14 protein-coding genes are annotated in these 14,020 nt (G+C 60.7%); 2 read left to right on the plus strand and 12 right to left on the minus strand.

All coding sequences use genetic code 11. The features are described from left to right. Nucleotides 1–10: 10 nt before the first annotated feature. The 12 genes from CIC12_RS33775 to CIC12_RS21950 form a co-directional block, all read right to left on the minus strand. Entirely contained in the window at nt 11–1,405 is a 1,395-nt protein-coding gene (locus tag CIC12_RS33775) for a DUF4087 domain-containing protein (protein ID WP_168666912.1), read from the minus strand. Between the two features lie 3 nt (nt 1,406–1,408). Next, nucleotides 1,409–2,344: a hypothetical protein gene (locus CIC12_RS21900; protein WP_168666915.1), complete on the minus strand. Its 936-nt coding sequence runs from the start codon at nt 2,342–2,344 to the stop codon at nt 1,409–1,411. Nucleotides 2,345–3,265: 921 nt separating this feature from the next. Beyond that, nucleotides 3,266–3,646: a four-helix bundle copper-binding protein gene (locus CIC12_RS21905; RefSeq protein ID WP_446728030.1), complete on the minus strand. Its 381-nt coding sequence runs from the start codon at nt 3,644–3,646 to the stop codon at nt 3,266–3,268. 167 nt (nt 3,647–3,813) lie between these two features. After that, the gene (locus CIC12_RS21910) at nt 3,814–4,656 is read right to left on the minus strand and encodes a YsnF/AvaK domain-containing protein (protein WP_168666917.1); all 843 of its coding nucleotides are present in this window, start codon (nt 4,654–4,656) and stop codon (nt 3,814–3,816) included. 88 nt (nt 4,657–4,744) lie between these two features. After that, on the minus strand, nt 4,745–5,212 hold the full coding sequence (locus tag CIC12_RS21915; RefSeq protein ID WP_168666919.1) for a YsnF/AvaK domain-containing protein: 468 nt from the start codon (nt 5,210–5,212) through the stop codon (nt 4,745–4,747). Between the two features lie 764 nt (nt 5,213–5,976). Continuing rightward, nucleotides 5,977–7,668 (minus strand): ATP-binding response regulator, encoded by a 1,692-nt coding sequence (locus tag CIC12_RS21920; protein ID WP_168666921.1) that lies wholly within the window; start codon nt 7,666–7,668, stop codon nt 5,977–5,979. A gap of 1 nt (nt 7,669) precedes the next feature. Further along, nucleotides 7,670–8,662 carry an ATP-binding SpoIIE family protein phosphatase gene (locus CIC12_RS21925; RefSeq protein ID WP_168666923.1) on the minus strand — a complete coding sequence of 331 codons (993 nt, stop codon included), beginning with the start codon at nt 8,660–8,662 and terminating at the stop codon, nt 7,670–7,672. Beyond that, nucleotides 8,647–9,084 carry an anti-sigma regulatory factor gene (locus CIC12_RS21930; protein WP_342030559.1) on the minus strand — a complete coding sequence of 146 codons (438 nt, stop codon included), beginning with the start codon at nt 9,082–9,084 and terminating at the stop codon, nt 8,647–8,649. The genes CIC12_RS21925 and CIC12_RS21930 overlap by 16 nt, the downstream gene beginning before the upstream one ends. Continuing rightward, nucleotides 9,045–9,428 carry an STAS domain-containing protein gene (locus CIC12_RS21935; protein WP_168666925.1) on the minus strand — a complete coding sequence of 128 codons (384 nt, stop codon included), beginning with the start codon at nt 9,426–9,428 and terminating at the stop codon, nt 9,045–9,047. The genes CIC12_RS21930 and CIC12_RS21935 overlap by 40 nt, the downstream gene beginning before the upstream one ends. Nucleotide 9,429: 1 nt before the next feature. Then, nucleotides 9,430–10,299, minus strand: coding sequence for an STAS domain-containing protein (locus tag CIC12_RS21940; RefSeq protein ID WP_168666927.1), 870 nt, complete (start codon nt 10,297–10,299; stop codon nt 9,430–9,432). A 259-nt stretch (nt 10,300–10,558) separates the two neighbouring features. After that, complete coding sequence (locus CIC12_RS21945) at nt 10,559–11,143, minus strand: glutathione binding-like protein (RefSeq protein ID WP_168666929.1); 585 nt, start codon at nt 11,141–11,143, stop codon at nt 10,559–10,561. A 126-nt stretch (nt 11,144–11,269) separates the two neighbouring features. Further along, nucleotides 11,270–12,283, minus strand: a complete 1,014-nt coding sequence (locus CIC12_RS21950) for an SDR family oxidoreductase (protein WP_168666976.1) — start codon at nt 12,281–12,283, stop codon at nt 11,270–11,272. Between the two features lie 228 nt (nt 12,284–12,511). Between CIC12_RS21950 and CIC12_RS21955 the strand changes: the two genes are divergently transcribed. Continuing rightward, nucleotides 12,512–13,039, plus strand: a complete 528-nt coding sequence (locus tag CIC12_RS21955; RefSeq protein WP_168666931.1) for a PRC-barrel domain-containing protein — start codon at nt 12,512–12,514, stop codon at nt 13,037–13,039. 66 nt (nt 13,040–13,105) lie between these two features. Beyond that, a complete protein-coding gene (gene nadE / locus CIC12_RS21960; protein ID WP_168666933.1) occupies nt 13,106–13,963 on the plus strand; it encodes an ammonia-dependent NAD(+) synthetase in 858 nt (285 codons plus the stop codon). The last annotated feature ends 57 nt before the right edge of the window (nt 13,964–14,020 follow it).

A 14,020-nucleotide genomic window follows, 5' to 3' on the forward strand; every position in this document is an offset into this window, starting at 1 on the left:
AAGCGTGTGGCTATTGCAGGGTCCTATCGCTCTGGCATGCCGCGACCGGCTTGAGCGAGCCGCCAAGGATTTTCACGATCTGCATCGCCTGTTTGTTGGTTTCGACGGTCAGGCAGCCACAGGAATCGCCCCTGCTCGTCGGTGGCATCTGATCGAATCCGTCCGGGCTCGCGGTCGCACCTGATTCTGAAGTGCCGATAATCTGCCAGGTGCCCTCCCGATCTCGCAAGGTCAGGCTAGACGGCATATCGTTTTCGATCCAACCGCAACGACGTACGGCGGGACCATCCGTAATCGGCACGCCCACTGCCTCCAGTTCCTGCAGGCGCGTGTTGACGCGCTGCAAGGCCTCCTTTTTCGGACGGAGGTAACTTTCGAGCGCTCTGGGCAGGCACGTATGTTTCGAGTAGTCGAAGTATTCCGCATCACGCATGCCGTTGTTTACCGCTTCGCGCTCGCAGGGTCGGGCGAGCAGCATCACGTTGCCATTGTTGATACCTGACTTGCTTGCTGACACAAGGAAACTCTGCAAACTGCTTTTCTGCCGGACCAGCGTCTGAATCTCAAGCTCGCGATAACGTCGCTCGATGAAGTCGCGCCCAGTGCCACTGCATTGCTGTGCGGACGATTGTTGCTGATCGCACCGGACACTGTCGTCGTATGCCTGACGCGCGGCCTGGCGAACGAGATCGGCCTTACAGTAGAGATCCTTCAACGCTCCGCAGTCGGTATCGCTTGCGTGTTGAATCAGAAAGTCGCCAAGCCACGCGGTTGCCGAAGGCGCGCGAGGGGCTGGTATCGCGGGCGGCGGCGCGCTGACGGCTGGCGCCAGCGAAGTGCGGGTTTGCGGAACCGCTGTGTCAGTTGCAGCCTGCGTCGCCGTCGCGGCGGGTGCGCTAGTCTCTTTTGTTGTCGAAGTCGGTTCCGAAGCGGGTGCGGCCGGTGGTCCATCCGCAACGTGTGTTTGATCTTCCGATGCGACAGGGTGCGGGTCGGGACGCGGCGGTGGGGCGTCTTGCGATACCACCGCTGTAGATTTCGAAGAATCGGTCGGCTGCGCGGACTGGCCTGGACCCTTGATAGCGAAGTAGACCACGAGTGCCACGAACAGCGCGAGCAGCACCGCCCCAAGCTTCACGAGGCGCCAGAGCCAACGATATGCGCTTTTGCCTTTACCGATAGGGCCAGCTTTTTCGCCACCGTTTTCGCTTTTGCCACCTGGTGCGCCGTGAGAGCCCTCTGCACTGCCTGCCGCGCGTGGGGCGGAAGCTCGTAGCTCTTCCTTGCGCGGTGGCGCTTCACGAACCGGAAGTGCCGCAGCAGCGGCGGCCGCAGTTGACGACGCGCCATCTTTCAGTACCGCGCTGCCGGTCTGAAGGTATTTTCTCCTGAGATCGTCATTCACCGCTTACTCTCCCATTCCGAGCAGTTCGCGCGCAGCGGTTTCGTCGAGTGGCGGCAATTCCCAGCCATGCAGACCTGTGGCCAGCGCGTCCATCGAACTGATCGAGCTTTGCACCAGATTAGTGGTCGCAGCAATGTTCAGGATGTCGATACGCCCGCGCATATTGTCGCGGATCGCTGTCAGGTCCTTGATGAAGGTCTTGGCGTTGCTTGTGCTGCCCATCTGACCATCAATGCGCTTCATGGTCTCGTTCCATTTCTGGACGACTTTCTGACGAAAAATCTTGCGCTGTGCGATTTCGGTTAAGGTCACGTCTCGTATGCCCGCACTGACGCCATTCAGATCGCGTTCGAGCTTTTCGTCTGCCGCCTGGCCTTTCTTGACGTCGGCGAGCACTTCTTCGCGGATATGTTTGAGGTCTTCGATGCCTGCGAGGCCGAAAGACGAAAGATAGTCGATCACGAACGAGGACAGCTCATACATGATGATGGCATTCTTCAGGTAGAGCTTCGTCTTCTCGATGCGTTTAGCGTCGTTATCCGCCTGCCCGAGCTCCGTGATTTCGCCTATGACGGCCGTATTGGCGCGCTTAAAGATTTCAACGATAGCCGATAGCGTCGCATACGACAGATTGAGGTTCTTCTGGGCGTCGGCCAGGTTGGCCAGACGCTGCCGGTCGTAGGCCTGGAGTGCTTCACCGGCACGCTGCATCACTTCGTCGACCGACTTGATCTTCTGTTCCTCGATGAAGTAGGCAGTGGCGGCAATGATTCTTCGGATGTTCTCTGAGCGCTCGCGAATGGCGGTCTTGATGGTCTGGTGAATATCGCGGTTTGCGAGCAGCGACGACGAAAACAGATCGACATTGCGCAGCGCAACTTTCTGTCCCAGTTCGACGGCATTGCCGGCTTGATCTTCCAATTCGCCCTTGATCAGCATTGCGCCTTCGGACAGGTATTTTTCGCGAAGGGTGTCTAAAGTGGCTTCCATTCTCTGTTATTCCTTATCGTTTTCGCCGACGTTTTTGCGCCAAATCATTCCTCTTCATGACGCGCCTGCAGTGAGTTAACGGAAATCACTCAGGAAACTTGAGAGTGGAAATCACACGATTGCACTTAACTTTCTGCCCACTGGGCTCAAAGCTCTTGCAGAGCATTTCGGCGAGGTCCGGGCCCGCGTATCCATCCATCAGCGCCGACGGACAGCACCAGTGGTGACGCGGGACACTCGACACGGGGAAAAAGCCGGCCGTTCTCTCCGTGTGCGGTGAGCTTTTGCAGGAGCTGCGCAGCTGCCGGCCCGCGCACGGATTCCTGGCTATTCCGGCACCACTCGCTAGACGCCGCTCGTGCCGCCTTTTCGCAATCTATCCCGCGTGTTGCCGCGCTCGGCATTGCGTGACGCGAACAAGGCGGTCCTCGGGAGCGCTGCCGTCCTGATGAAGTCGCGAAATGCGGCGTTCGCCGATGGCGTGATCTGCCAGCTGTTGGAGATCGTTAATTTCGCTGGCGGTGTCCATTGGAGCGCTATGGTGTCCAGTAATTCTGCTAGCACCGCTTGTAGGAGACAGCGTCTGCGCTCTGACGAACGTAGGGACGGCCGTGTCGAAGCTGCTCGGGTTCGATCTCCGTCCGCGGCTGCGAAATCTTTCGGAACGCAAGCATTCTCGCGTAGCGGGCGCGAACGGGCGGCCAAAGATTCCGAACTGGGCCGCGCGTATATCGCTGAAACGATGAGGGGCTTCTCCGTCGAGATGGAACGCTTTATCGAACTCGGCCTGATGGTCATCATCGGCGGCACAGTGTCTGCGCACTGGCGCGAATTGCTTCACTGGCCGGTGCACTGCGCAACCCTTCCCTTTTACTGTCCCATAGCCCGGCATTCCTTCGCGCAGTTTCGGCAGGCTTCCGCGCACTGCTTGCAGTGTTCGTGTTGGTGCTTCTCGCATTCAGCGGCACAGGCATCGCAGACCGACGCGCACAACGAACAAACTTCTTTGGCGCGGCTGCTGCCACGAGCCATGACAGCAGACGCAAAGCGGCAGCTGTCCGCACAGTCCATGTCGTGCCGAATACATTCCACCATTTCGGCGACGTCCGGCTCCAAAAGGCATGCAGTTGCGCAATGGTCGCAAGCGGCCGCGCAGGCGTCACAGGCCTGTATGCAAGATTGATGCTGTTGGTGTGCCATATTTCCTCCGTGAGTCCTGGTTGCCAGCACGAGAAAGGCCGCATGCCGCATGCCTCCTATCTCGCCGAAGACAGCCGGAGCGACGCGGTTCACATCTTTTCCTTCACACCGGAACGGATCAGCCACCAGTTAACAGCTGAGCGCGATCGAGGCGGAGCGGGCGCGTCCCGTTACCCGCGCCTGCTCCACGCTCAACCCGGATTAAACTCGTGCAATCGTCAAATCGGCTTCTTGCCCGCTTCATCCGTGCGGGTCTCACTGGCCGCTCCTTCAACGCGCTCAACCTCAACTTCGGTACCGCGGACTGTGTCGTGGACAGTTTCGGTGCGACTGCTCGACTCCTTGCCCACCACGACTTCCTCGACGACCCTGGCTGACTTCGCGACGACGGCCTGCTCCGCAGTTTCACGAACTTCGACGGAGCCTTCGGTCAAATCGGCCGCAGTCGCAGGGCGGTCGACCGCTCGCCTTTCAATTGTTGCGTGCTCCTCCCGCAGGTTGACTGCTTCACTAACTGGCGTCTCGGTGACACGCGAATAGACACGTACGCCTCCTGTCGACACTTCGCGCTTGCCGACTTCGAGCGACTCCTCCACGACTGGGAACGCCTTGCGTTCGGCAACCGCTTCCTCTTCGGTATAAGCCGGCGCATTACGGTCGTAGCCGGTATAGCCCGCGTTGCGCCATTGTGCGACGCGCGACTCGATGTCGACAGCGCCAGCGCCATACAACGCCTCTCGCACCCTTTCGACAGCCGACTCGTCATTCACCTCCACTGACAGCAATGCACCGCCGCGACGGACTGCTTCCTGATAATGGCCAGCTTCCTCATGGCGGTTGTCGTCGCCAAATAGCCGCTTGAAAAAGTGTTCAATGCGGCCGAGCGCGCCTTCATGCTCTTGCCCGGCGACAGGTGCATCCGCCGGCGCGTACGCACTGGACGCGTCATCGCGAGCGTGGACCGCCATGTCCGTCGGCGCCACACCTTCTGCTTCAAGGCGGCTTTTTGCGCCCTGTGCTTGCTGGAATGAATCGAATACGCCAATGATAGTGTGAGTCATTGCAGATCTCCAAAGGGATGAATGAGTTCTACGCAAGTCCAAGTGGAACGCGTGCCGTGTCTTGCGCAACGGCCGTTCCCGAGACAAGCTACTCTTTGTCCGTTGCGGGTTTCCACAGCCCGTCCGTACCTTCGCGGCGCTCAACCACTAATTGTTCTGACTTCGAAGTAACCTCCCGGACCACCTCCTGCCGCGATTCGCTTCTCGTTATGTGCACCTCTTCCTTCAACGTGAGTTGCATCTTGACCACCGGCACGTACTCAAACACCGGAATGATGAGCGTGTCGCCCTCCTGCCTGGGCGCGGTGCGCTCGTCGACGGGTTCATTGATCGGCACGCGCCGGACTTCAACGTGCTCCCGGCGCAGGGTAACGGAGAGCGGATGCGTCTCCTCGTGAATAACCTTGCGGACGCGAACCGAGCCGGTCTCGATCGTGTCGACGCCGACCTCCAGGCGCTCTTCGACAGCCGAGATGCGAACTTCTGCCGACGAGTCAGGCTGATCGACGCCTTCGGCGGATGGCGACGGAGGTTTGGCGGATTCAGGCACGTCCATCAACAGTCTCCCCAGGAAACGCAGACATTCAAATGAAGGTTGGACGCGCAAAAGTGGAATGCGACGACACGCATTGCAAATAGCTGTTCGGTCCGTTAATCCCATGGCGTCTACCGGAATTTCTACCAGCCGCTACGTAACGCAGCGGCCCGACAAAGCGCGCAAACCGCGTGCCGCATCGATGAAGTGGAGAACGAGCAGTTACTGTTCAACGCGTCGACGAAGTTAGAAGAAGCCGGGCAAGACGGAATGTCGCCTCGCGGCGACAGAAACACGTGCGCAGCGGCCAGACTTACCGCCATTGTGTGCGGAACGCTTCGTCGAAAAGCGGCCGGTGGGTAGCTTCGGGCAGCCGTACGCGCACGGCGCCGCAGTGGTGGTGGCATGCCGGTGTACAGCGGAACTTGGAATGACGGCCTCGGCGCTCGGCCGAGCGCCCGTCGTTGGCCGACTATCGCCTCATGGGTTTCGCTTGAACCAAGTTGTATCAATGTCCCGCTTCTGCTTATCGCACCCCACGCAGCACGTGGGCGAAATTGCTTCCTGCGCACCTCACAGAAACCGTTATATGAACACCGCAAAAATCCGGTCAGACGTGGCGTCGTCGTCTTTTCCAAACGGTTTCCGTCGCAAAGGGAAAGCGCACATGGCCACGCGGAATTTCTGAAGGAACCGCGCATCGCAAAAGTCCGCTGACTAACAACATGTACGGTGACGTACTAGCGCGGGCGACGTGCCTATCATCCGGACCGGCAAAGCCTGGCCTACCGCTTTTCCAGATATCCCAACAACTCCTCGATAGCGACGGGCTTTGCAAAGAAGTGACTGAACCCGGCCTCGGCCGCGTCGGTGCGAAAGGTCGCGGTCGAATAGCCGCTTAACGCAATCAGCGTGCACGGCGCCGACTCGGCCCGTGCAAGCAACGCCCTCGCGACATCAAAACCGGGCATATCGGGCAAGCCGAGATCCACAATGCCAATCGTCGCGGCAAATGTCTCGGCCAGTTTGAGCGCCGAAGAGCCGTCGTAAGCCACCCTGCATTCGTGTCCATGCATGTCGAGCAGCGCGGCGAGCGCGTCGGCGGAATCGCGGTTGTCGTCGACCACCAGGATCTTCTGCGGCACGCTCGCTTCTGTCAGTTCTATCGCTTCCGTCGCGTCCGGCATCTCGTCCACGACATCGAGGTCGTCGAAAGCGATCTCTTCATGCGCGACCGGCAATGTCACGACGATCCGCGCGCCCTTGCCGACGCCATCGCTGTACGCCTGCACGGAGCCACCGTGATCCTTCACGAGCCGTTGGACCACCGTCAATCCGATGCCGAGGCCCGCGTCCTGCCTACCGATGCCGCCGGTCGCCTGCGCGAACAGGTCGAATACCCTGGGCAGCATGATCGGATCGATGCCGATGCCGCGATCGGCAATCGCGACCACCACCTCGCTGCCGGCGTTCGTCACAGTGATATCGATCGTGTCGGGTTGCGACGTATACCGCGCGGCGTTGTGGACGATGTTGTTGAACACCTGCTTCAATCGCGCGACATCGACGCGAACCGACAACGGCTCCGGCGGGTAGGCGATTCGGACCGAGTGGCCGCGTCGGCGGATTTCGGCCGCTGCCATTTCGACCCCGCCGTCGATCAGCGTATCAATGCGCACGACTTCGGTCTGCAATTCGACTTTCCCGCGCGTAAGCCGTGAGACGTCGAGCAAATCTTCGACCATCCGCGACAGTTGCGCGGTTTGCCTTCCAATCACCGCGAACGTTTCCCTGGAACGACTCTCGTCGGCGTGCGCCGCCAGTTCGAGCGACAGTGAAATAGCGGCGAGCGGATTGCGCAGTTCGTGCGCCAGCATCGCCAGGAATTCGTTCTTGCGAATGTCAGCTTCTTCGAGCTCCGCGCGCTTGCGGCGAAGTTCTTCTAGAGCGAGCAGCATTTCCCGGTTCTGCTTTTCGAGTTCTTCGACGGGGCTTTGAGGTTTGCGCTGCGTGAGTTGGTCGACGAGTTCGCCGAGCGCGCGCAGCGACAGGCGCGGCGTACCGCGCGGCAGGAACATTTCGATCGTGACGGTCGTGCCCTGCCCCGGCGCCGACTGCACGAAGAATCCGTCCGCCATGCGTTGGCTGCCGGGAATGCCCACGCCTGTGGCGCCGTGGCGATGGCTTGACTCGAGCAGCACGACGTCGAGATGCGCGATGCCCGGCCCTTTGTCGCTGATCTGTGCGACGACGCATTGCGTGTCGCCCGCGTCGGTGGCGTCGCCGACGAAGAACGTGAGCATGCCGCCGCCGGCAAACTGAACGGCGTTGCGCGCGATCTCGGACACCGCGGTGATGAAGCGCGTGCGCTGCAAATTGTCGAGTCCAAACAATTCACCTATCTGACGCGAGCGATCCCGTACCGCGACGAGACTCAAGTTCGAACTCACGGGCGTCGCGAGGATTCTATGTCGCATTTCAAAGCGCCTTTATCACGACGATCGTCGCGTCATCCGCGTCACGCGCGAAATCACGATGCAGCACGCTGGCTATCAGGCTCGGATGCCGACTGGTCAACCCCGGATGGCGGTTTAGATTCCAGCGTGTGGAAAGGCCATCTGTCGTGGCAATGAACACGCTGCCCGTTGCCCAACTTGCTTGCGTCGGCCGAACCGTGCGCATGTTGTAACCCACGGTGCCATCGGTCGACAGCAGATGTTGTGTCGTCTCGCCGGCATGCACGGTGCTAACGATATTGCCGACGCCTGCAAACGACAGCATGGCTTTGGCCGGCTCGATTTTCGCAATCGCCATCACCGCGCCGCGTGTCGCCTTGATGCCCGCGTGCACGGTACGCAGCACCTCTTCGGGCAAAGCGGCCGGATCGGCCGCCATGAAAATATCGACCGCGCGACGCGACGCATCCGCCGCGAGCGCTCCGTGTCCAAGGCCGTCGAGCAAGGTGAGCCAAAGACCGTCCGCCGCCTCGCGCACCGCCCACGCGTCGCCGCTGACATCCTGGCCACGCTTGGGCGTCGATTTGGCGCCCACCAGAAACGGCGGGCGCGCGGCCGGCGCTTTTTCACCGACGCGCGCGAGCAGCGCCGTTCCGTTACCGGCCACCGAATAGATGTCGAATAAAGCCGAATGACGCGCGATGGTGCCGAGTCCCGCGCCGAGACTGCCGCCTGTCGAAAAACCATCGGCGCACGCCGCGCCGAGATTGGCGATGCCAGGGCCGCGATCCAACGCAATCACGTCGAGACTGCTGGCTCCGGCTTCGTCGGTGCTTTTTAGCACGATCTCGCCATGCCCTGCATATTTGAGAATGTTGGTGGCGGCTTCCGTGACGATCAGCGCCGCATCCGCCTGCGACTTTTCGGCGAGACCCAGGGTCTGCGCCATTTGTACGGCACGCCTGCGCGCGTCCGCGACGCCGCTTTTATCGGCGAGGCTTAGCGTCGTTTCCATTGCACAATGCTCACTTTCGTCCCTACATCCACAGTCGACGAAATGTCGAACTCGTTGACCAGCCGGCGCGCGCCTCCCAGACCGAGCCCCATGCTTTTTGCAGTACTAAAGCCATCCTGCAGTGCTTTTTCGATGTCCGGGATACCCGGCCCGGTGTCTTCGAAAACGAGTTTGATACCGATGCGTCCATCACGCTCGATCTCCGAGATCGTAAGCGTGCCGCCTCGCCCGTGCACGAGCGTGTTACGCGCGAGTTCGCTGGCCGCCGTCACGAACTTGGTTCGATCCAGCGTGCCGAACGCCAGCCGCGTGGCCCAATCCTGAACCGTCTTGCGGGCAAGATTGACCTGATCGGCCGAGCGAATTTCCAGAACGGATTCGCTTAGGGTAATGATGAGGATTCTCCCGCGTCTTCGAGCGATTTTCGCAGTAGAGCCATCCCCTTGTCGACGTCGAGCGCCGTACGGATACCGTGCAACGACATACCCAGCTCGACCAGCGTGATCGCCACGGCGGGCCGCATGCCGACGAGCACGGTGGTAGCGTCCATCACCCGCGCCATCGCCGCGATATGGCCAAGTGTTCGGCCAATGAACGAGTCGACGATCTCGAGTGCGGAAATGTCGATCAGCACACCCTTTGCACGGGTACGTTCGATTCGCGACGTCAGATCGTCCTGCAAGCTCAGCACTAACTCATCGTGCAGCTCGACCTGGATCGACACGAGCAGAAATTCACCGAGCTTCAGAACCGGGATCTGCTCCATCTCAGTTGTCCTGCTTCGCTGTGGCGATCTTCGTCACCGTCATGCCGACGCGTCGCAAGGCGATCTTCAGTGCTTCGGCAAGCGTGGCCTTCGTCACGACGTCACCGAGATCGACGCCGAGATGCACGATGGTCTGCGCGATCTGGGGGCGAATTCCGCTGATGATGCACTCGGCACCCATCAGCCGCGCGGCTGCGACCGTTTTGAGCAGATGTTGCGCCACGAGGGTGTCAACGGTCGGCACGCCGGTGATGTCGATGATGGCAATCGCAGCCTCGTTTTCGACGATGGAGTCGAGCAGGCTTTCCATTACTACCTGGGTGCGTTCGCTGTCGAGGGTACCGATCAAAGGCAACGCCACCACCGAGTCCCACAAGCGGACCACCGGCGTGGTGAGATCGAGCAGTTCCTGCTGCTGTCGTTCGATGATTTGCTGGCGGCTCGCCTGATACGCTTCGACCGTAATGAGACCGAGTCCATCGAGCGTTTGCGTGAGTTTCCAGAACGCGTCGCCGAGTGCTTCAGGATTTTTGCTGAGCGAATTGCGCAGCGCCTCGAATAGCGGCTTTTTCAGCGAAAAGACGAAGGTCGCGGTTTCCACCGGAGAGAAACCCTGTATAACCCGCTCTCTCGACAATGCCGCCAGATGCGCACGAATCGGCTCCCAAGCTTCGCCATTGAGCTGCTCGTCGTAATTCGTTTTGACCGCGCGTGCAAAGAGCGCCAGAAACGCGCGGGAAGATTCACGGACGTCGGCTTCCGAGATGACACCTTGGCGGATTCCGCCGGACAATTGTCCAGCCACCCATGCTTTCAGAACGGCTCCCTCGTCTTTCTCGAGGATGGTCGCCAACTCGTTTTGTTCGCTCAAAGTCCACTCCTTAGTTTGTGTCAATCGGACAGGTTGACATCATACAGGTCGCCTTGGCGAAGGAGGGACGTCAATGAACAAGCGCCCGTTGCACGGTCCTTAATAGAAATTGAAGCCGCAACTTTTTCACCGCCAAGGTGTGCCAAGTCAGCCATAACCGGTAACTTGTGCCGCATAACGCCGTCTACGCGTGACGCGATGAAAAGGCGGGCTTGAAGATGAGTACGAGGGGGACGGCTAGAGTCGCTCTGCAGGTCGATCATTCGAGCTTTTCGTGCTTCAACGCCAGTTGCACGGCGGGCCGGGTGCGCATGCGCTGCGCGAACTGCGTCAGCCGCTCCGGCACGTCGATGTCTACCTTGCCTGCCCATAGCAGCATCGTGAACAGATACGCGTCGGCGACGCTCGCGTCGGTGCCGAACAGGTAATCGCCTTTCATCATCGCCGAGATCAATTTGAAGCGCTGAGCGAGTTTCTCTCGTGCAGCAGTCGCTTCGGCGTCGCAGGTGGGTTTGAATATGCGACCAAATTGCTTGTGAATTTCGGTCGAAATGAAGGCGAGCATTTCGAGCAAGCGTGTGCTGCCCAATTCGCCGTCCGGTGCCAGCGACGGTTTGCGTTGCGCGATCCACGAGAGAATGGCGACATTTTCCGTCAAGATTCCGCCATCGTCGAATTCGAGCACGGGGACGTAGCTTTTGCTATTGACCTCATCGAATTTCTGTCCGGACTCGGTGAGCTTTGTCTTCAGGTCCACGCGGACGCGCTCGAACTCGAAGTCGGCTTCGTGCAGCGCGATATGGTCGGCGAGGCTACATGCACCTGGCGAGTAGTACAGTTTCATGGCATCCCCCTGGTCTGGTTGGAGTGGCTCTGTGCGAGCGAGCAATGCTCATGCCGCCGAAACCGGATTGCCGTATGCACAGACGGCGCCGACCGCACCGGCACGAGGCGTGAGTGCCCAAAGCGCTTACGGCTGCCCTGCACCGCCCGACGCGCCGAACACTTGGCCGGTCACGTAACTTGCCTGCGTCGACGCTAGCTGCACGTACAGCGGCGCAATTTCCGCCGGCTGTCCCGGGCGTCCCATCGGCACCTGCTCGCCGAAGTGTGTCAAGTTCTCCATGGTCTGCCCGCCACTCACCTGGAGTGCAGTCCAGAACGGCCCGGGCGCGACCGCGTTGACGCGGATGCCTCGCTTGACCATCTGTTTGGCGAGGCCCTTCGTGAAGTTGGCGATGCCCGCCTTGGTCAAGGCGTAGTCAAGCAGGTTTGCCGATGGATCGTATGCGTTGACCGAGGCCGTGTTGATAATCGCGGCGCCGGGCGGCATGTGCGGGATAGCCGCCTTCGTGATCCAGAACATCGCGTATAGATTGGTGCGCAACGTCCAATCGAAATCTTCCGTACTGATGTCGAGGATCGAGTCGTGACTGTGTTGGCGCCCCGCGTTATTGACCAGAATATCGAGGCCGCCCATTTGCTGGACCGCGTTCGTAACCAGAGCCTCGCAAAATGGCTCGTTGCGAATATCGCCCGGCAAGGCCACCGCTTTGCGGCCCGCCGCGCGAATGATCTGCACGACCTCCCTTGCGTCCGGCTCCTCCGCGGGCAAATAGACGATTGCAACGTCGGCGCCCTCGCGCGCAAATGCAATAGCCGCTGCCCGGCCGATGCCGGAATCTCCGCCGGTGATCAGCGCGTGCCGGCCTGTCAGGCAGCCGGTCCCGCGATAGCTGGTTTCGCCATGGTCCGGGCGCGGTGTCATCCGTCCCGCGAGGCCTGGCCACGGCTGTTCCTGCGCCGGAAACGGCGGACGAGGATACAACCCTCGCGGATCAGCCAGAGGCGCCGCACCGGCAGTGCCGGGCGCCTGCGTTGCGCTTGCTTGTCCCAGTGCGTGAGCGGCCACGCTCGTCATCAGTCCCGCTGCGGCTCCCTGCATCAACCTGCGGCGCGCTGTCGAAGTGTCGTCGGTCGGCATGGCAAACTCCTGCAAATGAAGGCCCATGACGCAGCACGGGAAATCGTGGACGAGCAAGTGCGATACCCGGAACGAGCTCACAAAATAAGACCGTACTTCGCTGATCGATCTCGTTCGTCTCCCGATCCTTGCCGCAAAAACCAGGCCTTTAAAAGAGCGGCGAGATGCCGAATCAGGTACGGCGGTTGCGCAATGAAGGTTTTCCAAAGCGCTCTGAGGAGTGACATCATGAACCCGCTCGGCTCAAATGATCCGCTTGATCCCCTCGACCCGAACGCCCCCGGCTCGTCCACGCAGCCGGGGGCAGCCGGCGCACGAATCACCGGGAGTGGAGTCGGCGACGGCCCCGGACCCGACGTGATGGCGGCAGCCACGCTAGACGGCAACAAAGTACGCTCTTCCGATGGCGAAGATCTCGGCAAGATCTCCGACATCATGCTCGACGTGCGGGGCGGCCGGATCGCTTACGCCGTGCTCACAGCAGGCGGGTTTCTTGGCATGGGCGGAACGCTCCACGCCATTCCGTGGAGCGCGCTCACGCTTGACACCGACGAAAAATGCTTCCGCCTCGATGCGACCGCGGAACGCGTAAAAAGCGCCCCTGGGTTTGACAAGGACCATTGGCCCGCGATGGCTGATCAGCAGTGGGGTGCTGCCGTTCACCAGTTCTACGGCCGCGAACCGTACTGGCAGGCGACGCGCGAGGTGGTCGAAAAAGACCCGTTCACGCGGGTTGACCCGCCGGCCGATCTGTAATCTCTACGTCGCGGATATCGGGCGGAGTGAATCCGCGACGGGAACACTCTCTCAGAGGACTTCGCGATGACTTTGCCATCTTCTACCGAAAGGGACGCCTGGCAACAGGCCGTCATTCACGAGCTCGGCGTTGCTCGCGATTTCGACGTCGACATGGAGCGGGAACGACGCGTCGCCTTCCTTTCCGACTACCTCATCTCGCAGGGGCTTCGCACTTATGTGCTCGGCATCAGTGGCGGCGTGGATTCGTCCACCGCGGGCCGTCTCGCGCAACTCGCGGTCGAGCGCCTTCGCGCACGCGGCTACGAGGCGAAGTTTGTGGCTGTCCGACTTCCCTACGGCAGCCAGCGCGACGAGGAAGATGCCGCGCTTGCGCTCGAGTTCGTCCGTCCTGACGAGACGTTCACGGTCAACATCAAGGATCCATCGGATGCGATGCTGTTCTCGCTCAAGCGCGGCAATGTCCAGTACGTCGACGACTTTCAGGAAGACTTCGTGCTCGGCAACATCAAGGCCCGGCAACGAATGATCGCGCAATATGCGATCGCCGGGGCACGGGTGGGCGTCGTGATCGGCACCGACCATGCGGCCGAATCGCTCATGGGCTTCTTCACCAAATACGGCGACGGCGGTGCGGACATCCTGCCTCTCGCCGGTCTCACGAAGCGGCGCGTGCGAGCGTTGGCGCAGGCGTTGGGCGCGACAACTCGCCTCGCCTGGAAGGTGCCGACGGCGGACCTCGAATCGCTGACGCCGCAAAAGCCGGACGAGGACAGCTACGGCATCAGTTATGAAGACATCGACGACTTCCTCGAAGGCAAGCCGGTCGGCGACGAAGTGTTTGCCACGATTCATCGCTTTTATACGGCGACGCGTCACAAGCGCGCGCTTCCGGTGTCACCGGTCGAACCACCACCACTGTGATGCACCAGACGCTGAAACGCTGTCGCGCCGTCCGTCCCGGGACGGACCCGGTCGGGG

The sequence above is a fragment of the Paraburkholderia sp. SG-MS1 genome (assembly GCF_012275575.1).
Lineage (GTDB): Bacteria > Pseudomonadota > Gammaproteobacteria > Burkholderiales > Burkholderiaceae > Paraburkholderia.

Excerpts from the sequence above, each read along its gene's own strand:
- CIC12_RS21910 (WP_168666917.1), bottom strand. The coding sequence starts at position 4,656 with ATGACTCACACTATCATTGGCGTATTCGATTCATTCCAGCAAGCACAG.
- CIC12_RS21915 (WP_168666919.1), bottom strand. The coding sequence starts at position 5,212 with ATGGACGTGCCTGAATCCGCCAAACCTCCGTCGCCATCCGCCGAAGGC.
- CIC12_RS21935 (WP_168666925.1), bottom strand. The coding sequence starts at position 9,428 with ATGGAGCAGATCCCGGTTCTGAAGCTCGGTGAATTTCTGCTCGTGTCG.
- CIC12_RS21925 (WP_168666923.1), bottom strand. The coding sequence starts at position 8,662 with ATGGAAACGACGCTAAGCCTCGCCGATAAAAGCGGCGTCGCGGACGCG.
- nadE (WP_168666933.1), top strand. The coding sequence starts at position 13,106 with ATGACTTTGCCATCTTCTACCGAAAGGGACGCCTGGCAACAGGCCGTC.
- CIC12_RS21905 (WP_446728030.1), bottom strand. The coding sequence starts at position 3,646 with ATGCGGCATGCGGCCTTTCTCGTGCTGGCAACCAGGACTCACGGAGGA.
- CIC12_RS21955 (WP_168666931.1), top strand. The coding sequence starts at position 12,512 with ATGAACCCGCTCGGCTCAAATGATCCGCTTGATCCCCTCGACCCGAAC.
- CIC12_RS21920 (WP_168666921.1), bottom strand. The coding sequence starts at position 7,668 with ATGCGACATAGAATCCTCGCGACGCCCGTGAGTTCGAACTTGAGTCTC.
- CIC12_RS21945 (WP_168666929.1), bottom strand. The coding sequence starts at position 11,143 with ATGAAACTGTACTACTCGCCAGGTGCATGTAGCCTCGCCGACCATATC.
- CIC12_RS21900 (WP_168666915.1), bottom strand. The coding sequence starts at position 2,344 with ATGCTGATCAAGGGCGAATTGGAAGATCAAGCCGGCAATGCCGTCGAA.
- CIC12_RS21950 (WP_168666976.1), bottom strand. The coding sequence starts at position 12,283 with ATGCCGACCGACGACACTTCGACAGCGCGCCGCAGGTTGATGCAGGGA.